Source organism: Janthinobacterium breve (assembly GCF_051380895.1).
Lineage (GTDB): Bacteria > Pseudomonadota > Gammaproteobacteria > Burkholderiales > Burkholderiaceae_D > Janthinobacterium.
The window spans coordinates 126,195-152,699 of the sequence record NZ_JBNYXY010000001.1; the positions used below are offsets into that span (position 1 = coordinate 126,195).

A 26,505-nucleotide genomic window follows, 5' to 3' on the forward strand; every position below is an offset into this window, starting at 1 on the left:
GTCATGAACGCACGCGACGAAGAACGCACCGTGCTTGATGCGGCCATGCTACGCCGGGCCCACGCCAGCGCGCTGGAACAGGGCCGCCCGCAAATGGCCGTACTGCAGGAAACGGCAGCCCTGCCGCCCGAAGTCTTTTTGCGCCAGCTGGCCGCCCTGTTCCGCTACCCGGCCTTGACGATGGCCGAGCTGCAGGCCGCCTTGCCCGCCTTTGCCCTGCTGCCCTACACGGATTGCGCACAGCGCGACTGCGTTCTGCTGCAGCCGGGTGCTCCCGGCGCGCCGCCCGTGCTCGTCATTGGCAACCCGTTTGCCGAAGACCTGCTGCAATGGGCCGACTTCGCCCTGTCCACGCCCTTCACGGTGGCGCTGGCGCACCCGGACGACCTGGCCGCCTATTTGCTGCAGCAGGAAAGCGTGCAGCAGGCGATGCAGGAGATGCAACATGGCGATGACGTGCCGGGACTCGACCAGAGCATCGAGGACATTTCCCTGATCCGCATCAGCGAGGACAGCAGCCCGGTGGTGAAACTGGTGAACTCCACCATCTACGACGCCCTGAAATTCCAGGCCAGCGACATCCACCTCGAATGCGACGTGGCCAGCCTGGTCATCAAATACCGCGTCGATGGCGTGCTGGTGCAGGCGGGCCAGGTGCAGGGGCTGGCAATGGCCGAACAGATCATCTCGCGCATCAAGGTCATGGCCGATCTCGACATCGCCGAGCGCCGCGTCCCGCAAGATGGCCGCTTCAAGGTGCGCGTGAAAGGGGCGGAGATTGATTTCCGCGTTTCCATCATGCCCAATATCTTTGGCGAAGACGCCGTGCTGCGCCTGCTGGACCGGCGTGCGCTGACGGAAGCGGCGCAGGCACTGCGCCTGGAAAGCCTGGGCCTGAACGAGGACGCCATCGAACAGATACGCCGCCTGGCCGCCAAGCCGCACGGCATGCTGCTGGTGACGGGGCCCACGGGCTCGGGCAAGACCACCACCCTGTACGCGGCCATCACGGAAATCAATACGGGACGCGACAAGATCGTCACCATCGAAGACCCCGTCGAATACCGCTTGCCGCGCGTGCTGCAGATACCCGTCAATGAAAAAAAGGGACTGACGTTCGCGCGCGGCCTGCGCTCCATCCTGCGCCACGATCCCGACAAGATCATGATCGGCGAGATCCGCGACGACGAGACGGCGCAGATCGCCGTGCAGGCGGCGCTCACGGGCCACCTGGTATTTACCACCGTGCACGCGAACAATGTCTTTGATGTGGTGGGCCGCTTCCTGCACATGGGCGTCGATGCCTACAGCTTTGCGGCGGCCCTGAACGGCATCGTGGCGCAGCGCCTGCTGCGCCTCAATTGCGCCCATTGCGCCGTCGACGCCAGCGCCGAGGTGCTGGCCGATGCGCAGCAGCTGCGCGACAGCGGCCTGGCCCTGCACCAGGTGCAGGACTGGCAGTTCATGGCCGGCAAGGGCTGCGGCCATTGCCGCGGCACCGGCTACAAGGGCCGCAAGGCCGTCGCCGAAGTCTTGATGCTCAGCGATGCGATGCGCGAAATGATCTGCACGCGCGCGCCTTTGAGCCAGATGAAGGAAGAAGCGGCGCGCAACGGTTTTCGCCTGGCGCGCGAGGCGGGCCTGGACCTGGTGCGGCGCGGCGAAACCACTTTAGCGGAGCTCAATCGTGTCACTTATTGAACGGGTTACCCGGGCCACCCTGTGCCTGCACCTGGCGCCGCACGGATTGCACGGCGTGCTGCGCCGCGCCGGCCGTCCCTTGCCCGACAGCGCCTTCCACCTGCCGATCCTGAACCCCGACGCCAGCTGGGAAGTGGCGCTGGCGGCCCTGCGCGGCTGGCTCGAACAGGGTGGCGGCAAAAAACTGCCGCTGGCCGTCAGCCTGGCCAGCCGCTGGTGCGCCATGCTGATAGTGCCGTGGAGCGGCGCCCTGCTCGACCGAACCAGCGCACAGCGCTTCCTGCACAGCCAGTTCGCTGCCGTCTACGGCGATGGCGCGCGCGCCTGGCGCCTGGCTACCGACGATGCACCTTATGGCAGGCCGCGCCTGGCCTGCGGCATCGATGCGGCCCTGCTGCAAGGCGTGCAGGACGCGGCGGCCGCGCATGGCCGGCGCTGCCTGTCCATCGAACCCATCGTCGGGCCGGCCTGGCGCAGCATCGCCGGCGAGAAACCCGCCGCCTTCGCCCTGGTGGAAGCGGGACGGCTGCTGCTGGCAACGACGAGCGGCGGGCGCATCACGGCCCTGCACAGCCAGTCTTGCGGCGCCGCCTGGGGCGACGAACTGGATCGGGCCTGGCGGCGCTGGAACTTGCGCGCGCCACAGCTCGACGCCATCGAACAGGTGGCGCTGCTCGATTTGAGCGGCATGCCGCAGGAGAATCTGCCGGGGCACTTCCAGCCCTTTCCCGTGGCCGGCGCCGCGCACTTGATGCGGGAGACAGCATGGGCCTGAGCCGCCTGGAATTGCTGGCGCCCGGAGCAAAACAGAGCTTCAAGGGCTGGCGCCTGGCCCTGTGCCTGGCGGGCGGCTTGATGCTGCTGCCAGCGGCCGTGTACTGGCTGGTGCAGGCGCAGGAAACGCGGCGCCTGGAAGCGCAGCTGGCGCAGCTGCAGCCCGCGCGTCCCGTGCGCGCGCCCCTCTCGGCGAACCAGCAGCGCGAACGCGACCTCGAACTGAAACAGGTGGCTGCCGCCGTGCACCAGCTCAACCTGCCCGTCACGCGCCTGGTCAGGACGGTGCAGCCGCCGCGCGACGTGCGCGTGGCGCTCCTGGGACTGGACCTGAATGCGCAGCAGGGACAGGATGGCGCCAGCGTGCTGAAAATCGCCGCCGAGGCGGAAACGCCGCAGGACATGCTCAACTACCTGGCCTTCCTGAACCAGCAACCCATGTTCAGCTCCGTGTATCTGCTCAAGCACGAGATGAACGCCAACGCGCCGGAACACGCGTATCGTTTTCAGCTGGAGGCGCAATGGCGACAATAAAACCCGAATTAAAAGCCAACGCTTCCCTGGCACGTCCACGCCTGCAACTGCGCCTCCCCCCACGTCTGCAGTGGCAAGCGCAGCGGCTGTGGCGCACCCTGGGCTGGCCCAGCGTCATTGGCGCGACTTGTCTGGCGCTGGCCGCTTTCGCCGTGCAGCAGGGCGATGCCTTGGACGCGCGCCAGCAGCAATTGACGACGCAACTGGCCGCTGCGGCCAGACAGTCGGCGCTGCCGACGGCGGCCGTCACGCTCGATGCCGATGCCGACAGCCTGGCCGCCTTTCACGCCTACCTGCCCGCGCATGACAGCATTCCCGAACAGTTGAAGGCATTGCTGGAAGTGGCGCAGAAGAGCGGCGTCACCCTGTCCAAGGCGGACTACAAGCCTCAGGAAGATGGCAACACGGCCTTTTTGCGCTACCAGATCACCCTGCCCGTACGCGCTGAATACGCGCAGCTGCAAACCTTTATCGTCGACGCCCTGCAAGCGCTGCCCACCCTGACGCTCGACTCCGTGCTCTTCAAGCGCGAGCAGATCGAGGCGGGCGAGATCGACGCACGCATCCAGTTCATCTTGCTGGTGAAGAAGGCGGAGGCGCGGCCATGAAAAAAATCGTACTGGGAGGCGCCGCCGTGGCGACCTTGCTGGCCGCCCTCTTCGCCCCCGAGGACGAGGGCAGCATCGTGGGGCCGGCCACGGCCACCACGCGCCAGGTGGAGCGGGTAGCGGTCGCGCCTCTCGCTGCAGCCACCGCCGCTGCGCAAACTGATCGCGCCCTGGCCATCCATCCGCGCCGGGCGCTCGACGACGAGGAAGCGGCCACCCTGTTCGCCAAACAAAGCTGGCAGCCGGAGACGCCGAAAAAGATCATGCTCGACCAGCAGGCGGCCCAGGCTGCGCTGCCCGCCGCCCGCGTCGATGCAAACGCGCCGCCACCGCTGCCCTTTCAATTCCTCGGCCGCTTTGTCGATGAAGGCAAGGCGGCCTACTTCCTGCAGGCGGGCGAACGCAACGTGGTGGCGCGCCCAGGCGACACGCTCGAAGAGCGTTACCGCTTCGACGGCGTGGTGCAGGGCGCCCTGCAATTTACCTATCTGCCGCTCAACCTGAAACAGACACTCGCCGTAGGGGACCTCAATTGAAACGACGCGCACCACGCATGTCAGGCACCTTCGCCCTGCTCCCTCTGCTATCCCTGCTGGCCGCCTGTGCCGGCAACCAGGCCTACAACGATGGCCAGGCCATGCTGGGCGCGGGCCGCACGGAACAGGGCCTGGCCCTGCTGGAACAGGCGGCACAAGCCGAGCCGACCAACGCCAAGTACCGCATCGCCGTCACCAACGGCAGGATGCGCGCGCTGAACAAGCTGAATGGCGCTGCGGAAGCGCTGCGCCAGCAGGGCAAGCTGCCCGAAGCGCAAGCGCTGTACCAACAGGCGCTGGCGCTGGATGCCAGCAACGACGTGGCGCAGCGGGGCCTGGCCGGCGTGGCGCAGGATGAGCGGCACCGCAAGCTGGTGCAGGAAGCGCAGGCCAGCTACCAGCGCGGCGGCGAAGCGAATATCGCGCAAGCGCAGGAAGCCTTGCGCCAGGTGCTGCAGGAGCGCCCCGCGCAGCGCGAGGCGCTGGCCTTGAAAAGCCGCATCGGCGACGAGCAGGCGAAGGCACGGCCGACCGGCGGCAAGCTGGCCGCCGCCTATCGCAAACCCGTGACCTTGGAATTTCGCGACGCGCCCCTGCGCTCCGTGTTCGACTTCATCAGCAAGGTCTCGGGCCTGAACTTCGTCTTCGACAAGGAAGTCGACCCTGCCCTGCGCGCCACCATTTCGGTGCGCGACACCAGTATCGAAGAGGCGATTGCCATGCTGCTGGGTGCCAACCAGCTGGAACAAAGCGTCACCAGCGACAAGTCGATCACGATCTATCCGAACACGCCGCAAAAGGTGAAGGATTACCAGCAGCTGGTGGTGCGCACTTTCTTCCTCGCCAATGCGGACGTCAAGACGGTGGCGTTTTCCATCAAGACCCTGCTCAAGGCCAAGGATGTCGTCACCGACGAGCGCCTGGGCATCATCATGCTGCGCGATACACCGGAAATGGTGCGCATGGCCGAACGCATCATCAACGTGCAGGACCTGGCCGACCCGGAAGTGATGCTGGAAGTGGAGGTGCTGGAAGTCAAGCGCACGCGCCTGATGGAACTGGGCGTGCGCTGGCCCGACCAGGCCAGCCTGACACTGGCCGGCATCGGCAGCGGCCTGGGTGGCCTGAAGGTGGCCGACCTGCACCGCATCAATGGAGAGAACATCAACCTGGGCATCGGCGGTGTGACGCTCAACGCCAACAAGACCGATAGCGACAGCAATATCCTGGCCAACCCGCGCATCCGCGTGCGCAACAAGGAAAAGGCCAAGATCCTGATCGGCGACCGCGTCCCCGTCATTACCGTCACCACGAATAACGGCGTCAGTTCCGACAGCGTCAACTACATCGACGTGGGCCTGAAACTGGACGTCGAGCCGAACGTCTACCTGGACGACGAAGTGGCCATCAAGATCAACCTGGAAGTATCGAACGTCGTCAAGGAAGTGATCAGCAAGACGGGCACGCAGGCATACCAGATCGGCACGCGCAGCGCTTCCACCGTGTTGCGACTGAAGGATGGCGAGACGCAGGTGCTGGCAGGCCTGATCAGCGACGAGGACAGGGGCACGGCGAACAAGGTGCCCGGCGTGGGTGAACTGCCCGTGCTGAACCGCCTGTTCGGCAGCCAGAAGGACGACGCCATGCGCAGCGAGATCGTGCTGTCGATCACGCCGCGTCTGCTGCGCAGTATCCGCCGCCCGGACCTGATGACGGCCGAATTCAACTCCGGCACCGAGGCATCCGTGGGCGGCCGCGCCAGCGTCGGCGGTACGCTTGACGCCGTCGCCGCGCCCGAGCAAGCAGCGCCGCGTGCCGGCTCGCCCATGACGGGCGGCGACGAAGCGCCGGCCGCCGGCGACAAGGCCAGCAAAGGTGGCCAGTGAAGCAGCAGGGCTTTACCTTCATCGAGCTGATGATCACCCTGGCGATCATGGCGACCCTGGCCACGGTGGCCGTGCCGATGGCGCAGGTAGCCTTGCAACGGGCGAAGGAACAGCAATTGCGCAGCGCCCTGATCGAGATCCGGGAAGCCATCGATGCCTACAAGCGCGCCTCGGACAATGGCCGCATCAAGCTGTCGCTGGGCGCATCCGGCTATCCGAAAAAACTCGATGAACTGGTCGAGGGCGTGCCCGACCAGCGCAGCCCTGCGAAACAGAACATCTATTTTTTGCGCCGCCTGCCGCGCGACCCGTTCCAGCCCAGGGAAGAAGGCAGCGCCGCCGACAGCTGGAGCAAGCGCGCCTATGCCTCGCCGCCCGACAATCCCAGCGAAGGCGAAGACGTATTCGACGTCGCCTCGCGCTCGACCAAGGTGGGCCTGAACGGCGTGCCACTCAAGGAATGGTGATGTCGATGCCCTGCTCTACTCCACGCCGCGGTTTTACGCTGGTCGAACTGCTGGTGGTACTGGCGATCATCTCGCTGCTGCTGACGATCGCCATTCCCCGCTATTTCGGCTCGGTGGAAAAATCCAAGGAAGTCGCGTTGAAGGAAAACCTGCAGGTGCTCAGGAGCGGCCTGGATAAATACTATGCCGACAAAGGAGAATATCCGGCCGCGCTGGCCGACCTGGTGACCCACCATTACTTCCGCAGCGTGCCGCTGGACCCCGTCACGGAGTCCGCCACCACCTGGCAATTGATCCCTTCGCCCAATGGCGAGATCGGCGGCGTGGCCGACGTGCGCAGCGGCGCCAAGGGCAAGACGCGCGAGGGCATCCCCTTTGAGCAGCTCTAGCTTCCAACGCCGCGCAAGGGGCTTCGCGTATATTTGGACTCTGATGCTGGTGGCCTTCATGGGCGTGGGCCTGGTGCTGGCCAGCGAATTGCATGCCACCGCCACGCGGCGCGACAAAGAGCGCGAGCTGCTGTTCATCGGCCATGAATTTCGCAATGCGCTGGGCCGTTACTACGACAGCACGCCGGGCGACGGGCGGCCCCGCTATCCCCTGACCTTGCAGGAATTGCTGCGCGACCCGCGCTTTGCCAACGCACGGCGGCACTTGCGCCGCCTGTATGCGGACCCTGTCACGGGCAAGGTGGAATGGGGCGTGCTGCGGCAGGAGGGACGCATCGTCGGCATCCATTCGCTGTCGCCGCAGATCCCCATCAAACAGGACAACTTCCTCGACGAAGACGCCAGCCTGCGCCGCAAGCAGCGCTACACGGACTGGCATTTTACCTATCCGCACGACCTGGTTCTGGCCCAGCCCGATGCCGCCGGCGGCGCGCCTGGGCTCAAGCCGAAAGGCGCGAACTGATATCATGCGTCCTTTCCGTATCACGCATAGAACAAAGGAGCAGGCATGAGCATAGGTGGCACTTCCATCGAACAGGCATTGGCATCGTTGTCGGACATGACGGGCGGCATGGTCGCCATCGGCAAGGCCGAACATGCGCAACGCATCGTCAAGGCGCAAGCGTTCATGCGCGAACAGGGCATCGCCGCAATCTACCTGAACGCGGGCGCCAACCTCACCTATTTCACGGGTACCAAATGGTATGCCAGCGAACGCATGGTAGGCGCCATCCTGCCGGCCAGCGGCGACATCGAATACATCGCTCCCGCCTTCGAGGAAAGCACCTTGACGGGCTTCATGCTCATCGAAGGTCGTGTCAATTGCTGGGAAGAGCATGAAAGCCCATACCAGCTGTTCGTCGACGTGCTGGCGCGCATGGGCGTGGCACAAGACGCGCACCAGCCGCCGCGCGTGGGCATCTGCGAAAGCGCCGCCTTCTTCATCTATGACGGCATCAAGCCGCTGGCCCCCGGCTACGCGCTGGAAAACGCGCGCGCCGTCACGGCGTACTGCCGCAGCCGCAAGTCACAGGCGGAAATCGCCCTGATGCAGCGCGTGATGGACATGACCCTGGCCGTGCATGTGGCCACGGCCAGCATGCTGTACGAAGGCATCACGACGCTGGAAGTGGAAGAATTCATCCAGCGCGCGCACCGCAAGGTGGGAGCGCCCCGTTCCTACTTCTGCATCGTGCTGTTTGGCGAGGCGACGGCCTATCCGCATGGCGTGAACTATGTGCAGACCCTGAAGGCGGGTGACACGGTGCTGATCGACACGGGCTGCCAGGTGATGAACTACATCTCCGACATCACGCGCACCTATGTGTTTGGCGCCATCAGCGGGCGCCAGCGCAGCGTGTGGAACAGCGAAAAAGCGGCGCAGGCCGCCGCATTCGCCGCCGCCCGGCTGGGCGTGCCCTGCGGCGACGTGGACCGCGCCGCGCGCGTCTCCCTGGAAGCGGACGGCTTTGGTCCCGGCTACAAGCTGCCGGGACTGCCGCACCGCACGGGCCACGGCATCGGCCTCGATATCCACGAATGGCCTTACCTGGTGGGCAATGACACCACGCCGCTCGACGTGGGCATGTGTTTCTCGAACGAGCCGATGATCTGCATCCCCGGCGAATTCGGCATCCGCCACGAAGACCATTTCTACATGACGGAAAGCGGTCCGCGCTGGTTCACCGAACCGGCACACAGCATCGACGATCCGTTCGGGCTGCAGCGCTAAGCCGCCTGCCGCAGCACCAGCTGCCGTGCCGGCTGCACGGTGGCGATCGGCGCCAGGCTGCCCTGCGCCAGCTTGAACACGGCCAGCGCCGTGCCCAGCTGTACGGCCTGTTCCTGCAGCGATTCGGCCGCCGCTGACGCCTCTTCCACCAGCGCGGAGTTTTGCTGCGTCATCTGATCCATGCTGCCGATGGCCACGCCGATGTCGCCGATGCCGGCGCTTTGCGCCTGGCTTGCGGCGCTGATCTCGGCCATGATGTCGGCCACTTTTTTCACTGAATCGACGATCTGCCCCATGGTCAGCCCCGCCTCGTCAACCAGCTTCGAGCCCACGTTGACTTTGGCCACCGAATCGCCTATCAATTCCTTGATTTCTCGGGCCGCGCTGGCGCTGCGCTGCGCCAGATTGCGCACCTCGGAAGCCACCACGGCAAAGCCGCGTCCCTGCTCGCCCGCGCGCGCCGCTTCGACGGCCGCGTTCAAGGCCAGGATATTCGTCTGGAAGGCGATGCCGTCAATGACGCCGATGATGTCGACAATGCGCCTGGACGAATCGTTGATCTCGCCCATGGTGGTCACCACCTGGCTGACCACTTGCCCGCCTTTCACGGCGACGCAAGAAGCCGACACCACCAGTTCATGCGCCTGGCCCGCATTGGCCGCGTTGTCGCGCACGGTCACCGTCAGGTTATCCATGGCGCGCGCCGTCTGGTCCAGGCTGCCCGCCTGCGACTCCGTGCGCGCGGCCAGGTCCGCATTGCCTTGCGCGATTTCGGCGCTGGCCACCTGGATGGTTTCAGCGGAAGCCTTGATATCGGCCACCATGCCGCCCAATTTGCCGCGCATCTCCTTCAAGGCCGCCAGCAGACTTGCCTGGTCGCCCGCCTCGGTGGCAATCTCCATCGACAGGTCGCCATCGGCCACGGCGCGCGCGATCTGTCGCGCATATTCGGGTTCGCCGCCCAGTTGCTGCCAGATGGCGCGCACGACGAAGTGCGACACGGCCACCAGGCAGACGATGACGGCCAGCGCCACGGCGATGCTGGTATTAAGGGCATGGCGCACATTCGCCGCGCTGCGGGCGATGCCATCCTTGAATTGCAATTGCGCCTGCTCGTTGGTCTTTGCCAGGTCCGTGTTAAGCACCGCCAGCGCGCCCTGCATGCGGGCCACGGTGGCTTGCGGGTCGCCCTGCTCCATCTCCAGCATGATGCGCGCGGCACTCAGGGCCGGTGCATAGTAGGCGTCGAACTCCTTCGCCAGTTGCTGGCCGTGCTCGCGCTGGCCGGGAATGGCGGCAAAGGCGGCCAGCTTGGCGCGCAGCTTGACGGCCTGTCCATCGACTTGCGCAATGCGCTCCTTGTCACCTTCGCTGACGGCGTCGCGCAAGCCATCGCCGACGGAGGCCACGTCCAGCGTCAGCGACTTGGCCATGTCGAGCACGGGATAGTCGGCGCTTTCGGTGGCGTGAATGGAATTGAGCGCGGCCGTAGACAGGTAGGCACTGACGGCCAGTCCCAGGCCGAAGATCACGGCCGAGACGACGGGCAGCGCCCATATCTTGCGTTTGATGCTCATTGCTGTCTCCTGATGTTGATGAATTATCGGGCCGCTGCATGGCGCGCGGCCCGAGCCGGCTTTATGGCGCCGTCAGCACTACTTTGACGGTGCCGTCGACGGCACTCTTCTCGATATAGCCGATGGCTTTCGGATCGGCGGCCACGGCCTTTTTCACGTCGGCGCTATTGGCCACCTCTTTCGGCAAGGTCGCCTTGCCAGTGAAGACCAGCTTGGACCACAGGGCCTTGGCCTGCGACGGTTCCTTGTCCGTCACCTTCTTGTAGAACTCGGCGCGCACGGCGGTACCTTCAGGCTGGTCGATCGGCGTCATGGCCGTCGATTTACCGAGGAAGAACTGCGCTACCTGTTCATTCGTCATGGCGCCGGCGGCGCTTTTGGGATTGACCACCACGACCACTTCGGCCATGGCGGGAACGCTCATCGACAAGGCCAGCAAGGCAGCCATATGCAAAATAAATGGTTTCATGCGGCGCTCCTTAGAAAACGAAATCGATGGCGGCAGCCACCACCGTGACGGGGCCGCTGAAACCCGGCTTGGCTTGCACGAACAGGCCCTGGCCATTCTTAGGCTTGATGCGGTCGATCTGCACCTTCAAGGCGGCCGAACGGTGGAAGTCCCAGCGCACGCCGATGCTGTCCGTCGATTGCTCCAGCTGGTTGCGCGTGTTGGCCATGGTATTGACGCCGGCCGACAGCGCGCGCAGAGTCGGCGTGCAGGCGGCTGGATAACCGGCCGGGCAGGCAGCCGGCACGGTGTTATTCACGCGGTCATCGGCCTTCAGGCTGGCATGGCTGTAATACGGCAAAAAGGCGCCGATGCGGTAGCCGCCCATCACGTACCACGAGGTGCTGTCGCTGATATAACTGTCCGTCTTGCGCTTGGCATACTCGGACTGCACCAGGACATTGTTCCAATCCAGGCCCAGGCCCACAGAAGTGAATGATGCCTTCTTGTCCTTCACCACCAGCGCATCGGCCAGGGCACCCAGCTGGGCGAACTTGTAGCCGGCGCCAGCCGCGCGCAAGGCCCCGATCAGCGCATTCTGGCTGGCGGAATCGTCGATGGTCAGCTTGGTTTCGGCACGGCCGAAACGCAGGGTCAGGGGACCATGTTCGGCCACCATGTTCAGCGCGACGATGGACTTGCCTTCCACATGCACGGTCGAATCGGGGCCCGTTGCCAGGGTGGCCTTGGTGCGCCCCAGCGCCAACTGGGTGGTCACGCTGGTATCGCCCACGTTGAACTGATAAGTGCCATCGATGCCATCGATGCTGCTGAGCGGCACCTGCGAATACATTTCGCCCGGTGGGCGCAGCAGGGTATTGGCATAGCCCACGTTGCGGTAATCGGAAATCATGAAGACGGGCAGGCCCATGCGGCCGACGCGCACACTGAAGCTGTCCGATACCTTGGCCTTGGCGAAGGCCCAGGCCAGTTCGGCGCCGAAATCATCTTCGCCATCCTTGCGCGCCAGACCTTGCACGGTGGCCGACAGCCACGGGTTGACGGTGACGTTCGCCTGCAGGCCCAGGTTCGAATCGACGCCCGTGCGAGCTGTCCGACCGGCGCCGGCAGCCTGGTTGGGACGCGCGAACTGCGCGTTGTCGGTATCGGCCATGGTCAGCGCGGCGGTGCCGTAACCGCTGATCTTGACAGTGGGGCCGCTGGCAACATCTTCAGCGTAGGCATGGCTGATGGCCAGAGGCATGGCCATCAGAAAAATCAGGACGTGTTTATTCATAGTAATTAAATACCCGTAACGGTGAACAGTAATCGTGGAGTGGACTCGAGGTCGATGGCTCACCGGCCGTAAAGGCCGGGTCCGTTTTTTTCGCGCCACCATCGCCTTGGGTGTGCATTGCGGCGGTGACCAGTGAGTAAAACCATGCTACAGAGAAAAGGTTTTACTTTGGAAAGTTTTCTTGAGGCAATGAGCGAATTGCCCGCTTTTCAGCAAAAAAGCACGCGTTCTAGAGGGGTTTATCTAAATAGCACGCCGTGCAAAACCACACTTTCACTATATTTTTCATACACTTATGGATAATTCAAGAGAAAAATAATTAAGCTGCACCTGAACCATGTGGCGCCCATAAAAAAGCGCCGCCCGCGCGAAGATCGCGGGCGGCGCCGTTCAAACCAGTCCTGCCGGAGACGCTTACTCGCGCTTCGACACCAGGGTCAGAATATCGTAGCTGGCTACCAGTTCCTCGTTCTGGTTAGTCACCTGCACATCCCACGCGACTACGCCCTGGCCTACGCCAAACACGTCCTTGCGGTTGCGGTCGACCTTACGCTTGCAGGTCAGGCGCGCGCGGATGGTGTCGCCGATGGCGACGGGCGCGACGAAGCGCAGGTTGTCCAGGCCATAATTGGCCAGCACGGGACCGACGCCGGGCGAGACGAACAGGCCGGCGGCGGCCGACAACACGAAATAGCCGTGGGCGATGCGCTTGCCGAACTGCGATTCCTTGGCCGCGATTTCGTCGAAGTGCATGTAGAAGAAGTCGCCCGAGATGCCGCCGAAGGCGACGATATCCGCTTCGCTGACGGTGCGGCGGTGCGTGAGCAGCGAGTCGCCCGTCTTCAAGTCTTCGAAGTGCTTGCGGAACGGGTGGATCGGGCTTTCGTTGACGTCCGCGCCGCGCACGTATTCGCCCGTGATGGCCGCCAGCATGGTCGGAGAACCTTGCACCGCCGCCCGTTGCAGGTAGTGGCGCACGGCGCGCACGCCGCCCAGCTCTTCGCCGCCGCCCGCGCGGCCTGGGCCGCCGTGCTTCAGTTGCGGCAAGGGCGAGCCATGGCCCGTCGAATCGACGGAGGCCACGCGCTCGAGCACATGCACGCGGCCGTGGGTGGCCGCCACCTGCGGCACCACGCGCGCGGCGATCTTCGGATCACGCGTGACCAGGGTGCTCACCAGGCTGCCCTTGCCGCGCGCAGCCAGGGCCAGCGCTTCGTCGATATCCGTGTAGCCCATCATGGTGCTGACAGGGCCGAACGCTTCCACGTCATGCACGGCATCGTTGCCGAAGGCGTCGCGGCACAGCAGCAGGGTCGGCGAGAAGAAGCTGCCATCGTGCGCGCCATCGCCGAGCGGATTGAAGCCGTCGGCCGCGCCAAATATCACTTCGTTACCCTGCGACAGGGTGGCGACGCGCTCCGCCACATCGTTCTGCTGTTCTTTAGAGGCCAGCGCGCCCATGCGCACGCCTTCGATGGACGGGTCGCCCACCACCACCTTGGCCAGGCGCTCGCGCAGGCGCGTGCCGACGGCGTCCATCAGGTGCTCGGGCACGATGATGCGGCGAATCGCCGTACATTTCTGGCCCGACTTGCCCGTCATTTCGCGCACGACTTCCTTGACGAACAGGTCGAATTCCACGTCGTCGGGCGTGACGTCCGGCGCCAGGATGGCGCAGTTGAGCGAATCGGCCTCGCCATTGAAGGGCACAGACTGGGCGATCAGGTTCGGATTGGTGCGCAGCTTGGCCGCCGTGGCGGCCGATCCAGTAAAGGTCACGAAATCCTGACCATTCAGGCGGTCCAGCAAGTCGCCCGTGGAGCCGATCACCAGTTGCAAACTGCCAGCCGGCAGCAAGCCCGATTCATGCATCATGCGCACGACGGCTTGCGTCAGATAGCTCGTCGCCGTGGCCGGCTTGGCAATACAGGGCATGGCGGCCAAAAAGCTCGGCGCAAATTTTTCCAGCAAGCCCCAGATGGGGAAATTGAAGGCGTTGATGTGCACGGCCAGGCCGCCGCGCGGCACCAGGATGTGCGTGCCGGCGAAGCCGCCTTTTTTACCGAGCGCGATGGCCGGGCCTTCGTGCAACACGTTCGAGGATGGCAATTCATTGCTGCCCATGCTGGCGTAGGCAAACAGGGTGCCCGTACCGCCTTCGATGTCGACCCAGCTATCGGCGCGCGTGGCGCCCGACAGGTGCGAGATCGCATACAGTTCTTCCTTGCGCTCGACCAGGTACAGTGCCAACGCCTTCAGGCGTGCGGCGCGCTGCTGGAAGTCCAGCGCCATCAGTCCCGGCACGCCCGTCTTGCGGGCATACGTGACGGCTTCGTCGAAGTCGATTTTCTCGGCATGCGTGTGATAGATCACGCGGTTGTTCAAGGCGCTATGCAGGGGCACGGCGGCGCTTTCGCCCAGCCAGCGGCCGGCGATCAGGCTTTGCAGGGTGGATATTTGAGCCATGTGTACTACTCCTATGTTGGTGTACTGCGTGCTTACTGCGCTGCGGCGTTCTTGTGCAAATGCAGCGGCAAGGCGGATTCAAAATTGAGGCGCTGGCGGTTCGCCTCGACTTCCGTCAGGGCCTCCACTTCGCGCATCGTCTGCATCGAGCGCACGGCCAGTTCGTGGTACTGGCTGGTGCCCGAGCTTTTCCACTTGATTTCATCGTCGGTGAGCGACCGTATCACCTTGGCCGGCGTGCCCACCACCATGCTGCGCGGCGCGACGATCATGCCCGCCTTGACGAAACTCATGGCGGCGACGATGGATTCCTCGCCGATGATGACGTTATCCATCACCACGGCGTTCATGCCAACGAGCGCGTTGCGGCCGATGCGGCAGCCATGCAGCACGGCGCCATGGCCGATGTGACCGTCGACTTCGACCACCGTGTCGCAGCCGGGGAAACCGTGCATGACGCAGGTATCCTGCAGATTGGCACCCTCTTCCAGGATCAGGCGGCCGAAGTCGCCGCGGATCGAGGCCAGCGGACCGATATAGCAGCGCGGGCCGACGATCACGTCGCCGATCAATACCGCGCTCGGATGCACATAGGCGCTGGGGTGGACGACGGGGGTGACGCCGTTGATTTCGTAGACTTTGACCATGAAAACTCCTATTCATCTGCGCGCCATGCACGCTATTACTAGACGCAGCGGAAAACTGGGGTCAGACCCGGCGGGTCTGACCCCGGCCCTCCGCTGCTGTCTTCACATACCCAAGTACGCGCTTTGTACCTGCTCGTTGTGCAGCAATTCGGGACCGGGTCCGGACAAGGTGATGGCCCCAGTCTCGATCACATAGCCCACGTCGGCGATCGACAGGGCGGCGTGCGCGTTCTGCTCGACGAGGAAGATGGTGATGCCCTGGTCGCGCAACTCGGCCACGATGCGGAAGATCTCCGCGATCAGCAAGGGCGCCAGGCCCATGCTGGGCTCATCGAGCAGCAGCAGTTGCGGACGGCCCATCAGCGCGCGCGCCATGGCCAGCATCTGCTGCTGTCCTCCCGACAAGGTCCCGGCCAGCAGCAGCCGCTTTTCCTTCAAGATGGGAAACAGGCCGTACATGCGCGCCATGTCGCCCGCCACGTCCTGTGCGGGGCGGGTGAAGGCGCCCAGGCGCAGGTTGTCTTCCACGGTCATGGGGCCGAACACTTGCCGCCCTTCCGGCACCTGGCAAATGCCGGCACGCACGCGTCTGTCCGCACTCATGCGGCTGACGTCCTGGCCAGCGAAGTCGATGCTGCCGGCGCTGATCGGCTGCACGCCCGAAATCGCCCGCAACAGGGTCGTCTTTCCGGCGCCATTCGCGCCCACCAGCGCCACCAGTTGCCCCTGGCGCACCTGCAAGTCGATGCCGTGCAGGGCCTGGATGCGGCCGTAATGGCTGGTCAAGCCGGCGATATCGAGCACCAGCGGAGTTTGAGGTTTTTCCATCTTCATCATGCCGCCACTCCCAGATACGCGGCCACCACGTCGGGATTGGCGCGCACTTCGGCGGCGGTCCCTTCGGCCAGCTTCTTGCCATAGTCGAGCACCAGGATATGGTCCGACAAATTCATCACCAGTTTCATGTCATGCTCGACCAGCACCACCGTCACGCCCGATTGCGCCACCTTGCGTATCAAGGCTTCGATCTCGCCTGTCTCCGTATGGTTCAGGCCAGCCGCCGGCTCATCGAGTAGCAGCACCTTCGGCTTGGCAGCCAGCGCGCGCGCGATTTCCAGGCGTTTTAATGCGCCATACGACATCTGTCCCGCCTCGTCGTCAATATGACGTCCCACGCCGACAAACTCCATCAGGCTGGCCGCCTCGTCGCGGCAGGCCGCATCGGCACGGCGCACGGACGGCAAACGCAGCATGGAGGCAAACAGGTTCTGGTTCAGGCGCAGATGCGCGCCCACCATCACATTGGCGATGGCAGTCATGTTCATGCACACTTGCAGGTTCTGGAAGGTGCGGCTCATACCGCGCCGCGCCAGCGCATCGGGCGGCATGGCGGCCACGTTTTCGCCATTCAGCAAAATCTCGCCCCTGGTCGGCGTGTACACGCCCGTGATCAAATTGAACAAGGTCGTCTTGCCGGCGCCGTTCGGCCCGATCACGGAGTGGATATTGCCTTCCTTGACGGTGAAGCTCACGTCCTGCACCGCGTGCACGCCGCCAAAGCTCTTGCTCAGATTGTTAATCGTCAGCATCTCAAGCCTCCTGCGCCGGTGGTTTATTTGATGCTGCTGGCGCCTTGGGCATCGCTGCCCGCTTGCGCGAACGGCTGGCCAGGCTGGGTACGAGACCTTTTGGCATGAAGATCATGGTGGCCATCAAGATCACGCCGAAGACCACCGTTTCCCAGCCTTCAAAACTGGACAACAGTTGCGGCAGGATCGTTAGCAGGGCTGCGCCGATGATGGAGCCGAAGATCGACGCCATGCCGCCCACCACCACCATCGTCACCAGCTCGATCGAGTGGAAGAAACCGGCCAGGTTGGGGGTAATGAAACCGATGTAATGGGCGCTGATGCTGCCCGCGATACTGGCAATGACGGCCGACAGCACGAACACGCGCACCTTGAAGCGGGTCGTGTCGACGCCGACCACGCGCGCGGCCACTTCCGAGCCGTGGATGGCTTGCAAGGCGCGGCCGACGGGCGAATCGATCAGGTTCAGGGCCAGCCAGGTGACCAGCAACAGCAGCACGGCGCACACCAGGTACCACGATTTTTCACCGGCGATTTCCAGGCCGGCCACCGTGAAGGCGGACACGCCGATGCCATCGGGGCCACCCGTCCATTGCGTCTCGTTGTTGATGACGATGGAAATGATGATGCCCAGGCCCAGGGTTGCCATGGCCAGGGTATGGCCCTTGAGTTTCAATACAGGGCGGGCCAGCAACAGCGCCAGCAGGCCAGTGGCGACGGCGCCGGCGGCCAGGGCAGCGAGCGGCGGCCAGCTGTAGTGCGTGGTCAGCACGGCCGACGCATACGCGCCCAGGCCATAGAAACCCGCGTGGCCGAGGCTGATCTGGCCCGTGTAGCCCATCAGCAGGTTCAGGCCGATGACGACGATGGCGTTCAGCGCAATGCGGATCGCCACGTCATAGTAGAACGCATTGGTAAGGAACAGGGGCAAGATGGCCAGCACCAGGGCCAGCACCAGCAAGCCGCCGTGGCGCGAGCGAGAGAATAATGTTGATAACCGCGTCTTCATACACGCTCCGAATTCTTGGCGCCAAACAAGCCTTGCGGCAGGAAGAACAGGATCAATAAAATCAGCACGAAGGGAACGGCGTCCTTGTAGGCCGAGGAGATGTAACCGGCCGTCATGGCTTCGGCGATGCCCAGGATCAGGCCACCGGCAATTGCACCCACGCCACCGCCCAGGCCACCGAGCACGGCGGCGACGAAGCCTTTCAGGCCCAGCATGATGCCCGCGTCATACGAGGTATACGTGATCGGTGCGACCAGGATGCCGCCCGCCGCCCCCAGCAAGGCTGACAGGCCGAACGAAAACAGCAGTACCTTGCGCGTGTTGATGCCCACCAGTTGCGCGGCCAGCTTGTTGTGCGATGTGGCCAGCATGGCCTTGCCCATCAAGGTGCGGCCAAAGAACCAGCCCAGCACCAGCACGATGACGACGGTGACGCCCAGCACCCACAGGCTTTGCGGCAGCAGACTGGCGCCCAGGAATTCGATCGGCGCGTCGCCGGAAAAGGCTGGCAGTGTATGCGTATCCTTGCCCAGCCAGATTTGCACCAGGCCACGCAGCACCAGCGAGGCGCCGATGGTGATGATCAACAGGGTGATGACCTGCGCATTTTGCGCCGGTTCGATCACGGTTTTTTCCATCAACAGGCCAACCAGGCCCGTGGCGATGACGGCCAGGATGATGGCCAGCGGCAGCGGCACGCCGGCGGCGGACATCACGGCGGCCAGCATCCCGCCCAGCATGATGAATTCGCCTTGCGCGAAGTTGATCACGCCGCTGGTGTTGTAGATGATGGTAAAGCCCAACGCAGCCAGTGCGTAGGCGGAACCGACCGTCATCCCGGAATACAGAAATTGTAGAAATTGAGCGACTTCCATGGTGTCTCCATTATGTTCGGCTATGCGCGGGCCACCTTCGAGGACGGCCTCGCGCAGGTACTTCTGGCTTACCTTCTCGAACTTATTTAGACAATTGCCATTCGCCGTTCTTCACTTCCACCATGCGGAAAGCCGACAGGTCCAGGCCCATGTGGTCTTTCGCCGACATGTTGAAGACACCGGTGGTGCCGACAAAACCCTTGGTCGTTTCCAGCGCCACCCGCACTTTTTCGCGATCCGTGCCGCCGGCGCGCTTGATGGCGTCGACCGACAGGTTCAGGGCGTCGAGCGCATAGCCGCCGAAGGTCGACGGATCGATCTTGTAGCGCTCCTTGTACGTCTTGTCGTAGCCGACCACGATGGCTTTCTGCGCATCGGCGTCAGGCAGCATGGCGCCGATCAGCAGGGCCGGCGTTGGCAGGCGCACGCCTTCGGCGGCCTTGCCCGACAGCTTCAGGTACTCGTCCGACGCCACACCATGCGACTGGTACAGCGGCAACGCGGCCATGCCCAACTGGCCGTAGTTCTTGGTCACGACCGCCGGGCCCTGGCCCAGGCCGAACACGAATACGGCTTGCACGCCGGCGGTGTTCTTGATGCGCGTGAGCTGCGCCGTGATGTCCGTATCTTTCGGACCATAAGTTTCATCGGCCACCAGGGTGATGCCATATTTCGAGGCGACGATCTGCGATTCCTTGCGGCCCGAGGCGCCGAAGCCGCTCGTTTCCGACAGCAGGCCCACCTTGCTGATGCCGCGCTTCTTCATGTCCTCGAACACCTTCTCGGCTGCCATGCGGTCCGTATGCGGCGTCTTGAAGACCCATTTCTTGACCGGATCGATGATCACCACAGCGCCCGCCAGCGAAATGAACGGCATGCTGGCGCGCTCCACCAGCGGCGCCATCGCCATCGTGGCGCCGGTGGTGGTGCCGCCGATCAGCACATCGACCTTGTCCGACTCGATCAGACGCTTGGTAAAACCGTTGGCCTTGGCCGCGTCGCTGCAGTCGTCGTAGTGCACCAGTTCCAGCTTGCGCCCCAGCACGCCGCCAGCCGCATTGATTTTCTCGATGTACAGCTGCAGGGTTTTCAGCTCAGGATCGCCCAGGAAGGCGGCAGGCCCCGTGACGGACAGCACGGAACCGATCTTGATGTTCTCGGCCGCATACGCGCCCGCGGCGGACATGGCCAGCACGCCGGCGATCAGGGTTTTCTTGAAAATATTGGCAATCATTGTGGTCTCCACCAGGTTGGCACTACGGTCAATGTAGGGTTGGCGCTTTTTTACAAGCCTGCGCCTTTTTTGTTTTTACTTTGTTTTTACTCGTTTATACGCGTTCAATCACGACAGCAATACCCTGCCCCACGCCGATGCACATGGTGCACAGCGCATAGCGCCCGCCCGTGCGTTCCAGCTGGTTCAGGGCCGCCATCACCAGGCGCGCACCGGATGCGCCCAGCGGATGGCCGATGGCAATCGCGCCGCCATTCGGGTTCACGTGGGCAGCATCGTCCGCCAGGCCCAGGTCGCGCGTGACGGCCAGCGCCTGCGCGGCAAACGCTTCATTGAGCTCGATGACATCCATCTGCCCGATGGTGAGACCAGTCTGCGCCAGCACCTTGCGCGAAGCGGGCGAGGGACCAAAACCCATGATGCGCGGCGCCAGGCCTGCCGTGGCCATGCCCAGCACTTTTGCGCGTGGCGTCAATTTGTATTTATCCACGGCGGCGGCGGACGCCAGCAGGATGGCGCAGGCGCCGTCGTTCAGGCCCGAGGCGTTACCGGCCGTGACCGTGCCGTCCGGCTTGACCACGCCCTTGAGCTTTGCCAGCATGTCCAGCGAGGTGTCGGGACGCGGATGCTCATCCATCGTCACCATCTTCGGTTCGCCTTTTTTCTGCGGCACGGCGACAGGCACGATTTCGCGATCGAAGACGCCAGCCGCGTTGGCGGCCGCCCAGCGCTGCTGGCTGCGCAAGGCCAGCGCATCCTGGTCGGCGCGGCTGATGCCAAATTCCACGGCCACGTTTTCCGCCGTTTCCGGCATGGTGTCGATGCCGTACTGCGTTTTCATCTTGCCGTTGACGAAGCGCCAGCCCAGGGTCGTGTCTTCGATTTTCGCCGCGCGCGAGAACGCGCTGTCAGCCTTGCCCATCACGAAAGGCGCGCGCGTCATGCTTTCCACGCCACCGGCGATGATCAGCTCCGCTTCGCCCGCCTTGATGGAGCGGGCAGCCATGCCGACGGCATCCAGGCTGGAGCCGCACAGGCGGTTGATGGTATTGGCGGGTACGGCGGCAGGCAAGCCAGCCAGCAGCGCGGCCATGCGGCCCACGTTGCGGTTGTCTTCGCCCGCCTGGTTGGCGCAGCCGTAGAACACGTCATCGATGGCGGACCAGTCGACGGACGGGTTGCGGGCGATCAGCGCGGCAATCGGCAGCGCACCCAGGTCGTCCGCGCGCACGCTGGAGAGTGCCCCGCCATAGCGGCCAAAGGGGGTGCGTACGGCATCACAGATAAAAGCGTCGTTCATGTTTGGTTCCTTGTTCGGGCTATCAGGAGAAAAGCTTCGGGCGCTGGTCGACCACGCGGCGGGCCTTGCCCGTCAAGGTGCGTTCGATGCCGGCAGCGGCCACCAGACGCACGCGCGTGCTCACGCCCACATGCGTCTTGATGCGGTGTTCCAGCTCGCGCGCCAGGCCATCGGTCTCGCTAGCCGAGATGGTGGCAGTGAGATCGATACGCAGCTCGGCGATCACTTCGAGCTTGTCGAGGTGGCCGTCGCGCGTGACCACCAGTTGGTATTGCGGCGCCAGCTTCGGCATTTTCAAAATCAGCTCTTCGATCTGGGTGGGGAAGACGTTCACGCCGCGGATGATCAGCATGTCGTCCGAACGGCCCGTGATCTTGCCGATGCGGCGCATCGAACGCGAGGTGGGCGGCAGCAAGCGGGTCAGGTCACGCGTGCGGTAGCGGATAACGGGTAGCGCTTCCTTCGACAGCGAAGTGAAGACCAGTTCGCCTTCCTCGCCGTCCGGCAGTACTTCGCCCGTTTCCGGATCGATGATTTCGGGATAAAAATGGTCTTCCCAGATGACAGGACCGTCCTTGCTTTCGATGCATTCGGAAGCCACGCCAGGCCCCATCACTTCGGACAGGCCATAGATGTCGACGGCATCGATGCCGGCGCGCGCTTCGATTTCCGAACGCATGGCGTCCGTCCACGGCTCGGCACCGAAGATGCCCACCTTCAGCGACGATTCAGCCGGATCGAGACCCTGGCGCGTGAATTCCTCGATGATGTTGAGCATGTACGACGGCGTGACCATGATAATGGACGGCTTGAAATCCTGGATCAGTTGCACCTGCTTTTCCGTCTGGCCGCCCGACATCGGGATGACCGTGCAACCCAGGCGTTCGGCGCCATAATGCGCGCCCAGGCCGCCCGTGAACAGGCCGTAGCCGTAGGAGATATGCACCATGTCGCCCGCGCGGCCGCCGCCGGCGCGAATCGAGCGCGCCACCACATTGGCCCAGGTATCGATGTCGTTCTGCGTGTAGCCAACCACCGTGGCCTTGCCCGTGGTGCCGCTCGACGCGTGGATGCGCACCACTTGCTCGCGCGGCACGGCAAACAGGCCGAACGGATAATTATCGCGCAAGACTTTTTTATCGGTGAACGGGAATTTCGACAAGTCGGACAGCGACTTCAGGTCGTCCGGATGCACGCCCGCTTCGTCAAAAGCGGCGCGGTAATGGGGCACGTTGTCATACGCGTGCTTGAGCGTCCATTTCATGCGTTCGAGCTGCAGCGCCTGCAGTTCATCCTTGCTGGCGCGCTCGATCGGCTCCAGGTCATTTGGGGAAGGCGTACGTTGGACCATTTCTGTCTCCTAATCGGTTCTTTAACTATTTAAAGCGGCAATGGCAGTTCAAGACTGCTCTTGTATGACTTCACCCGCCACGCGGATCGACTTGCCGCGAAAGAGCGCGATGGCGCGGCCATCCTGGTTGCTGACCTTGACGTCGTAGACGCCGCTCTTTCCGGCCAGCGCCTGTTCGACGGCGTGCGCCGTGAGCACGTCGCCTTCGCGGCCCGGTGCTAGGTAATCGATGGTGCAGCCGGCGCCGACCGTGTTCATGTTGTAGCTGTTGCAGGCAAACGCGAAAGCACTGTCGGCCAGGGCGAAGATGAAACCGCCGTGGCAGGTCTGGTGGCCGTTGAGCATGTCGGCGCGTACCGTCATCGTCATGCGCGCATGGCCGGGACCCACCTCGGCCAGGGCAATGCCCATGGCGGCGGTGGCGTTATCGCGCGACAGCATGGAAGCGGCAGCCGCTTCGGCCAGGGCTTGCGCAGTCATGTTGTGGTCCTCATTTGACATATCATTCGGCATGAAACGAGGCTCCAGTGGCAAGTTTGCGGCGCAGCAGCGGCGAGACACGATAGCGGTCTTCGCCATAGCCTTGCGCCAGGTGCTGCAGCACGGTCACGATGTGCGCGACGCCCACCGCATCGGCCCAGGCCAGCGGTCCACGCGGATAATTGACGCCCTTCTGCATGGCGATATCGACGGCGGCCACCGTGCACACGCCCTGGTTGACGGCGTCGGCCGCCTCGTTGGCCAGCATGGCGACCGTGCGCATGACGGCCAGGCCAGGCACGTCGTCCAGGCGCGTGACGATGAAACCGGCTGCCTGGAACAGGCCGACGACGGCGGCGTAGGCGGCATCGCTGCACTGGTCGGCGCGCGCCACGGCGATGCGTTTGGCAGCGGCGTAATCGAGCGCCAGGTCGAACAGCACCGTGTCCGGATGCTGGTTATCATGCGCGCGCTGGGTGGCGCTACGGCCGTCGGTCAGATAAATCGCGGCGCCATGGCAATGCAGGGCGGGCGCCTCGTCGTGCGCCTGGCCTTCCTGCGTCACGCGGCGGCTGACGGTGATGCCCGCCTGCTCCAGCCGCTGTACCAGGCTGCGGATGATGCCGCTGTGGCCACGGCCATCGCCGCCGATGGCAGCCGACAGGGCGACGAATTCCGGTTTCGGCTGCGCGCTTTCCGCCTGCGCCACGGGGGCAGGTGCGCCTTCGCCATACAGGTAAAAGCCACGGCCCGATTTGCGGCCGAGGAAACCGGCGTTGACCATTTCCTGTTGCAGCACGGACGGCGTGAAACGGGGGTCGTTGAAATAGGCGCCGAACACGGACTGCGTGACGGAGAAATTCACGTCGTGGCCAATCAAGTCCATCAGCTCGAAGGGCCCCATGCGAAAACCGCCCGCTTCGCGCAGCACGGCGTCGATGGTGGCGGCGTCGCCCGCCTGTTCGTTCAGCAAGCGCCAGCCTTCCGCGTAAAACGGACGCGCGACGCGGTTGACAATGAAGCCGGGCGTCGATTTGGCATGCACGGGGTTCTTGCCCCAGGCGATAGATGTGTCATACACGGTGGCGGCAACTTGCTCGCTGGTGGCCAATCCACTGATCACTTCGACCAGCGCCATCAGGGGCACGGGATTAAAGAAGTGCATGCCGACCAGGCGTTCCGGACGGCGCAGCTTGGCGGCGATGGCCGTGACGGAAATCGACGACGTATTTGTCGCCAGGATGCAGTCGTCGCTGACCACGGCCTCCAGCTCGGCGAACAGGCCGCGCTTGACGTCGAGGTTTTCCACGATGGCTTCCACCACCAGTGCCGCATCTGCCACGTCGGCCAGGCTGCCAGCCGCCTGCAGGCGCGCCGTGGCGGCCGCCGCATCATCGGCCGTCATGCGGCCCTTTTCGGCCAGCTTCGCATACATCTTGCCGATATCAAGCAAAGCCTTGCTGACGGCGTCAAAGCGCGTGTCGTACAGTTTTACCCGGTAACCGGCGGCGGCGGCCACTTGCGCGATGCCGGCGCCCATGGCGCCGCTGCCGATGACGGCGATGATGCTGTTGTTTGCCAATGCGGTCATATCAGTGTCCCTTGAATTGCGGTGCGCGCTTTTCCATGAAGGCGGCCACGCCTTCGCGGTAATCGTCGCTGTTACCGAGATCGCTCATCATGCGCGCTTCCAGCGCCAGTTGCTGCGGCAAGGTATTGGCGCCGCTGGCGGCCAGCGCCTGCTTGGTGTAGGCCAGGCCCTTGGTCGGCGCCGTGGAAAAGTGCACGGCCAGCTTGCGCGCTTCTTCCGCCAGCTGCGCGTCGTCCACGCACTTCCAGATCAAGCCCCAGTTCTCGGCCTTTTCGGCGGTCAGTTTTTCGCCGAGCATGGCCAGGCCCATGGCGCGCGCCGAACCGATCAGGCGTGGCAGGAAGAAGGTGCCGCCCGTGTCCGGGATCAGGCCCAGCTTGCAGAACACTTCGACGAAACTGGCCGACTTGCCGGCGATGACGATGTCGCAGGCCAGCGCCAGGTTGGCGCCCGCGCCTGCCGCCACGCCATTGACGGCGCAAATCACGGGCATCGGCAAGGCCTTCAAGGCCAGCACCAGCGGCGCGTAGTTTTTTTCCACCGACTCGCCCAGGTCCACGCCCTTCGAGCCTGGTTCGACGGCGCGGTCGGACAAATCCTGGCCCGCGCAAAAGCCACGCCCAGCGCCCGTCAGCACGAACACGCGCACGGAGCTGTCGGCGTTCACTTTCGCAATCGCATCGCGCACTTCCTCGTGCATGGCCTGAGTAAAGCTATTGAGCTTGTCGGGACGGTTCAGGGTCAGCGTGGCGATGCCCTGCTCGATGGTAAAGAGGATGTTTTGGTAGCTCATGGCGTCTCGCTTTTTTAATGGGTACGGCAGGGCGCGTGCCCTGCGCCGGCTTTATTCTGCCTGGTCAAAATCGACCACAACCTTGTCGGTGAGCGGAAAACTCTGGCAGCTGAGGACGAAGCCGCGCGCTACTTCATAGTCTTCCAGCGCGTAGTTGACGTCCATTTCGACCTTGCCGTCGAGGATCTTGCAGCGGCAGGTCGAGCATACGCCGCCCTTGCACGAGTAGCGCATGTCGATACCCTGACGCAGGCCCGCGTCGAGGATGGATTCCTTGTCCTTGTCCATCGTGAAGGTGGTGTGGTTGCCGTCCATGATGACGGTCACTTCCGTTTCCTGCACGGCGCCTGCGTCGAGCTGGGCGCGCGGCTTGTGGGCGTTTTTCGGGATGCTGGCGGCGAACAGCTCGATCTTGATATTCTGCTTCGGCATGCCGGCCGCCTGCAGGGCGGCGGAGACGCCCAGCATCATGTCTTCCGGGCCGCAGATGAAGGCGTTGTCGTAGTCTTCCACACGGATCCAGTGCTGCAGGAACTGCTCGCATTTTTCCTGCGTGATGCGGCCGTTGAACAGTTCGATATCCTGCTGCTCGCGGCTCATCACGTAGACCAGGTTCAGGCGCTCCAGGTACACGTCCTTCAAGTCCGTCAATTCTTCCTTGAAGATGACGGACGACGAGGCGCGGTTGCCGTAGAACAGCGTGAAACGGCTCAATGGCTCCGTCAGCAGAGTCGTCTTGATGATGGAGAGGATGGGCGTGATGCCGCTGCCGGCCGCAAACGCCAGGTAATGCTTGCGGTTGACGCAGTCGAGCGGCACGTTGAAGTGGCCCATGGGCGGCATCACCTCGATGGTGGCGCCAGCTTTCAGGGTGTCGTTGGCCCAGGTGGAAAAGGCGCCACCCGGCGTGCGCTTGATGGCCACGCGCAGGGTGCCATCCTGCACCGCAGAACAGATGGAATACGAGCGGCGCACGTCTTCCGCATTGATATTGGCGCGCAGGGTCAGGTGCTGGCCCTGCTGGAAGCGGAACTGCTGCTGCAGTTCCGCTGGCACGTCGAACGTGACGGCGATGGTGTCGCGCGTTTCGTTGCGCACGTTCGATACGCACAGCGGATAAAATTTACTCATGCTTCATCTCCAGTTTCTTCGGAACGTGTG

Annotated in this window: 26 protein-coding genes; 10 read left to right on the forward strand and 16 right to left on the reverse strand. The window is 63.8% G+C overall.

Translation table 11 applies throughout. The features are described from left to right. Window positions 1-3: 3 nt before the first annotated feature. Genes ACQ4W0_RS00530 through ACQ4W0_RS00575 form a run of 10 tightly spaced genes read left to right on the forward strand, consistent with a single transcriptional unit; the run spans window position 4 to window position 8,687 of the window. Entirely contained in the window at window positions 4-1,701 is a 1,698-nt protein-coding gene (locus tag ACQ4W0_RS00530) for a GspE/PulE family protein (RefSeq protein ID WP_436575006.1), read from the forward strand. Further along, the gene (locus tag ACQ4W0_RS00535) at window positions 1,688-2,476 is read left to right on the forward strand and encodes a hypothetical protein (RefSeq protein WP_436575007.1); all 789 of its coding nucleotides are present in this window, start codon (window positions 1,688-1,690) and stop codon (window positions 2,474-2,476) included. The genes ACQ4W0_RS00530 and ACQ4W0_RS00535 overlap by 14 nt, the downstream gene beginning before the upstream one ends. After that, a complete protein-coding gene (locus ACQ4W0_RS00540) occupies window positions 2,467-3,009 on the forward strand; it encodes a hypothetical protein (protein ID WP_436575008.1) in 543 nt (180 codons plus the stop codon). Before ACQ4W0_RS00535 ends, ACQ4W0_RS00540 begins: the two co-directional genes overlap by 10 nt. After that, window positions 2,997-3,617, forward strand: a complete 621-nt coding sequence (locus tag ACQ4W0_RS00545) for a type 4a pilus biogenesis protein PilO (RefSeq protein WP_436575009.1) — start codon at window positions 2,997-2,999, stop codon at window positions 3,615-3,617. Before ACQ4W0_RS00540 ends, ACQ4W0_RS00545 begins: the two co-directional genes overlap by 13 nt. Beyond that, entirely contained in the window at window positions 3,614-4,153 is a 540-nt protein-coding gene (locus ACQ4W0_RS00550; RefSeq protein WP_436575010.1) for a hypothetical protein, read from the forward strand. Before ACQ4W0_RS00545 ends, ACQ4W0_RS00550 begins: the two co-directional genes overlap by 4 nt. A gap of 17 nt (window positions 4,154-4,170) precedes the next feature. Then, complete coding sequence (locus ACQ4W0_RS00555) at window positions 4,171-6,039, forward strand: secretin GspD/PilQ domain-containing protein (protein ID WP_436575011.1); 1,869 nt, start codon at window positions 4,171-4,173, stop codon at window positions 6,037-6,039. After that, on the forward strand, window positions 6,036-6,506 hold the full coding sequence (locus tag ACQ4W0_RS00560) for a type II secretion system protein (protein ID WP_436575012.1): 471 nt from the start codon (window positions 6,036-6,038) through the stop codon (window positions 6,504-6,506). The genes ACQ4W0_RS00555 and ACQ4W0_RS00560 overlap by 4 nt, the downstream gene beginning before the upstream one ends. Further along, window positions 6,506-6,895 carry a type IV pilin protein gene (locus tag ACQ4W0_RS00565; protein WP_436575013.1) on the forward strand — a complete coding sequence of 130 codons (390 nt, stop codon included), beginning with the start codon at window positions 6,506-6,508 and terminating at the stop codon, window positions 6,893-6,895. Before ACQ4W0_RS00560 ends, ACQ4W0_RS00565 begins: the two co-directional genes overlap by 1 nt. A gap of 43 nt (window positions 6,896-6,938) precedes the next feature. Further along, a complete protein-coding gene (locus ACQ4W0_RS00570; protein WP_436575014.1) occupies window positions 6,939-7,418 on the forward strand; it encodes a type II secretion system protein in 480 nt (159 codons plus the stop codon). Window positions 7,419-7,463: 45 nt separating this feature from the next. Further along, window positions 7,464-8,687 (forward strand): M24 family metallopeptidase, encoded by a 1,224-nt coding sequence (locus ACQ4W0_RS00575; protein ID WP_436575015.1) that lies wholly within the window; start codon window positions 7,464-7,466, stop codon window positions 8,685-8,687. Here the strand turns inward: ACQ4W0_RS00575 and ACQ4W0_RS00580 are convergent. From ACQ4W0_RS00580 to paaE, 16 genes are all read right to left on the reverse strand, one after another. Continuing rightward, a complete protein-coding gene (locus tag ACQ4W0_RS00580) occupies window positions 8,684-10,264 on the reverse strand; it encodes a methyl-accepting chemotaxis protein (protein WP_436575016.1) in 1,581 nt (526 codons plus the stop codon). The genes ACQ4W0_RS00575 and ACQ4W0_RS00580 overlap by 4 nt on opposite strands. A gap of 61 nt (window positions 10,265-10,325) precedes the next feature. Next, entirely contained in the window at window positions 10,326-10,733 is a 408-nt protein-coding gene (locus ACQ4W0_RS00585) for a type 2 periplasmic-binding domain-containing protein (RefSeq protein WP_436575017.1), read from the reverse strand. Between the two features lie 10 nt (window positions 10,734-10,743). Next, window positions 10,744-12,009: a hypothetical protein gene (locus ACQ4W0_RS00590; RefSeq protein WP_436575018.1), complete on the reverse strand. Its 1,266-nt coding sequence runs from the start codon at window positions 12,007-12,009 to the stop codon at window positions 10,744-10,746. Window positions 12,010-12,423: 414 nt separating this feature from the next. Continuing rightward, window positions 12,424-14,475: a phenylacetic acid degradation bifunctional protein PaaZ gene (gene paaZ / locus ACQ4W0_RS00595; RefSeq protein ID WP_436575019.1), complete on the reverse strand. Its 2,052-nt coding sequence runs from the start codon at window positions 14,473-14,475 to the stop codon at window positions 12,424-12,426. Between the two features lie 32 nt (window positions 14,476-14,507). Then, window positions 14,508-15,122 carry a phenylacetic acid degradation protein PaaY gene (gene paaY / locus ACQ4W0_RS00600; RefSeq protein ID WP_436575020.1) on the reverse strand — a complete coding sequence of 205 codons (615 nt, stop codon included), beginning with the start codon at window positions 15,120-15,122 and terminating at the stop codon, window positions 14,508-14,510. A gap of 102 nt (window positions 15,123-15,224) precedes the next feature. Then, window positions 15,225-15,956, reverse strand: coding sequence for an ABC transporter ATP-binding protein (locus ACQ4W0_RS00605; RefSeq protein WP_436575383.1), 732 nt, complete (start codon window positions 15,954-15,956; stop codon window positions 15,225-15,227). Continuing rightward, complete coding sequence (locus tag ACQ4W0_RS00610; protein ID WP_436575021.1) at window positions 15,956-16,711, reverse strand: ABC transporter ATP-binding protein; 756 nt, start codon at window positions 16,709-16,711, stop codon at window positions 15,956-15,958. The genes ACQ4W0_RS00605 and ACQ4W0_RS00610 overlap by 1 nt, the downstream gene beginning before the upstream one ends. 1 nt (window position 16,712) lies before the next feature. Continuing rightward, window positions 16,713-17,720 carry a branched-chain amino acid ABC transporter permease gene (locus ACQ4W0_RS00615; protein ID WP_436575022.1) on the reverse strand — a complete coding sequence of 336 codons (1,008 nt, stop codon included), beginning with the start codon at window positions 17,718-17,720 and terminating at the stop codon, window positions 16,713-16,715. Continuing rightward, complete coding sequence (locus tag ACQ4W0_RS00620; RefSeq protein ID WP_436575023.1) at window positions 17,717-18,595, reverse strand: branched-chain amino acid ABC transporter permease; 879 nt, start codon at window positions 18,593-18,595, stop codon at window positions 17,717-17,719. The genes ACQ4W0_RS00615 and ACQ4W0_RS00620 overlap by 4 nt, the downstream gene beginning before the upstream one ends. A gap of 82 nt (window positions 18,596-18,677) precedes the next feature. Further along, window positions 18,678-19,829 carry an ABC transporter substrate-binding protein gene (locus ACQ4W0_RS00625; RefSeq protein ID WP_436575024.1) on the reverse strand — a complete coding sequence of 384 codons (1,152 nt, stop codon included), beginning with the start codon at window positions 19,827-19,829 and terminating at the stop codon, window positions 18,678-18,680. 94 nt (window positions 19,830-19,923) lie between these two features. Beyond that, the gene (gene pcaF / locus ACQ4W0_RS00630; protein WP_436575025.1) at window positions 19,924-21,129 is read right to left on the reverse strand and encodes a 3-oxoadipyl-CoA thiolase; all 1,206 of its coding nucleotides are present in this window, start codon (window positions 21,127-21,129) and stop codon (window positions 19,924-19,926) included. A 22-nt stretch (window positions 21,130-21,151) separates the two neighbouring features. After that, window positions 21,152-22,480, reverse strand: coding sequence for a phenylacetate--CoA ligase PaaK (gene paaK, locus ACQ4W0_RS00635; RefSeq protein WP_436575026.1), 1,329 nt, complete (start codon window positions 22,478-22,480; stop codon window positions 21,152-21,154). A 48-nt stretch (window positions 22,481-22,528) separates the two neighbouring features. Then, on the reverse strand, window positions 22,529-22,981 hold the full coding sequence (gene paaI / locus ACQ4W0_RS00640; protein WP_436575027.1) for a hydroxyphenylacetyl-CoA thioesterase PaaI: 453 nt from the start codon (window positions 22,979-22,981) through the stop codon (window positions 22,529-22,531). A gap of 1 nt (window position 22,982) precedes the next feature. Continuing rightward, window positions 22,983-24,551, reverse strand: a complete 1,569-nt coding sequence (paaH, locus tag ACQ4W0_RS00645) for a 3-hydroxyacyl-CoA dehydrogenase PaaH (protein WP_436575028.1) — start codon at window positions 24,549-24,551, stop codon at window positions 22,983-22,985. A gap of 1 nt (window position 24,552) precedes the next feature. After that, window positions 24,553-25,344: a 2-(1,2-epoxy-1,2-dihydrophenyl)acetyl-CoA isomerase PaaG gene (paaG, locus tag ACQ4W0_RS00650; RefSeq protein WP_436575029.1), complete on the reverse strand. Its 792-nt coding sequence runs from the start codon at window positions 25,342-25,344 to the stop codon at window positions 24,553-24,555. Between the two features lie 51 nt (window positions 25,345-25,395). Then, window positions 25,396-26,475, reverse strand: a complete 1,080-nt coding sequence (gene paaE, locus ACQ4W0_RS00655) for a 1,2-phenylacetyl-CoA epoxidase subunit PaaE (RefSeq protein ID WP_436575030.1) — start codon at window positions 26,473-26,475, stop codon at window positions 25,396-25,398. Window positions 26,476-26,505: the final 30 nt, after the last annotated feature.

Coding starts and splice junctions, on each gene's coding strand:
- ACQ4W0_RS00530 (WP_436575006.1), top strand. CDS start 4: ATGAACGCACGCGACGAAGAACGCACCGTGCTTGATGCGGCCATGCTA.
- ACQ4W0_RS00540 (WP_436575008.1), top strand. CDS start 2,467: ATGGGCCTGAGCCGCCTGGAATTGCTGGCGCCCGGAGCAAAACAGAGC.
- ACQ4W0_RS00545 (WP_436575009.1), top strand. CDS start 2,997: ATGGCGACAATAAAACCCGAATTAAAAGCCAACGCTTCCCTGGCACGT.
- ACQ4W0_RS00550 (WP_436575010.1), top strand. CDS start 3,614: ATGAAAAAAATCGTACTGGGAGGCGCCGCCGTGGCGACCTTGCTGGCC.
- ACQ4W0_RS00555 (WP_436575011.1), top strand. CDS start 4,171: ATGTCAGGCACCTTCGCCCTGCTCCCTCTGCTATCCCTGCTGGCCGCC.
- ACQ4W0_RS00565 (WP_436575013.1), top strand. CDS start 6,506: ATGTCGATGCCCTGCTCTACTCCACGCCGCGGTTTTACGCTGGTCGAA.
- ACQ4W0_RS00570 (WP_436575014.1), top strand. CDS start 6,939: ATGCTGGTGGCCTTCATGGGCGTGGGCCTGGTGCTGGCCAGCGAATTG.
- ACQ4W0_RS00575 (WP_436575015.1), top strand. CDS start 7,464: ATGAGCATAGGTGGCACTTCCATCGAACAGGCATTGGCATCGTTGTCG.
- ACQ4W0_RS00580 (WP_436575016.1), bottom strand. CDS start 10,264: ATGAGCATCAAACGCAAGATATGGGCGCTGCCCGTCGTCTCGGCCGTG.
- ACQ4W0_RS00585 (WP_436575017.1), bottom strand. CDS start 10,733: ATGAAACCATTTATTTTGCATATGGCTGCCTTGCTGGCCTTGTCGATG.
- ACQ4W0_RS00590 (WP_436575018.1), bottom strand. CDS start 12,009: ATGAATAAACACGTCCTGATTTTTCTGATGGCCATGCCTCTGGCCATC.
- paaZ (WP_436575019.1), bottom strand. CDS start 14,475: ATGGCTCAAATATCCACCCTGCAAAGCCTGATCGCCGGCCGCTGGCTG.
- paaY (WP_436575020.1), bottom strand. CDS start 15,122: ATGGTCAAAGTCTACGAAATCAACGGCGTCACCCCCGTCGTCCACCCC.
- ACQ4W0_RS00605 (WP_436575383.1), bottom strand. CDS start 15,956: ATGAAGATGGAAAAACCTCAAACTCCGCTGGTGCTCGATATCGCCGGC.
- ACQ4W0_RS00610 (WP_436575021.1), bottom strand. CDS start 16,711: ATGCTGACGATTAACAATCTGAGCAAGAGCTTTGGCGGCGTGCACGCG.
- ACQ4W0_RS00615 (WP_436575022.1), bottom strand. CDS start 17,720: ATGAAGACGCGGTTATCAACATTATTCTCTCGCTCGCGCCACGGCGGC.
- ACQ4W0_RS00620 (WP_436575023.1), bottom strand. CDS start 18,595: ATGGAAGTCGCTCAATTTCTACAATTTCTGTATTCCGGGATGACGGTC.
- ACQ4W0_RS00625 (WP_436575024.1), bottom strand. CDS start 19,829: ATGATTGCCAATATTTTCAAGAAAACCCTGATCGCCGGCGTGCTGGCC.
- pcaF (WP_436575025.1), bottom strand. CDS start 21,129: ATGAACGACGCTTTTATCTGTGATGCCGTACGCACCCCCTTTGGCCGC.
- paaK (WP_436575026.1), bottom strand. CDS start 22,480: ATGGTCCAACGTACGCCTTCCCCAAATGACCTGGAGCCGATCGAGCGC.
- paaI (WP_436575027.1), bottom strand. CDS start 22,981: ATGTCAAATGAGGACCACAACATGACTGCGCAAGCCCTGGCCGAAGCG.
- paaH (WP_436575028.1), bottom strand. CDS start 24,551: ATGACCGCATTGGCAAACAACAGCATCATCGCCGTCATCGGCAGCGGC.
- paaG (WP_436575029.1), bottom strand. CDS start 25,344: ATGAGCTACCAAAACATCCTCTTTACCATCGAGCAGGGCATCGCCACG.
- paaE (WP_436575030.1), bottom strand. CDS start 26,475: ATGAGTAAATTTTATCCGCTGTGCGTATCGAACGTGCGCAACGAAACG.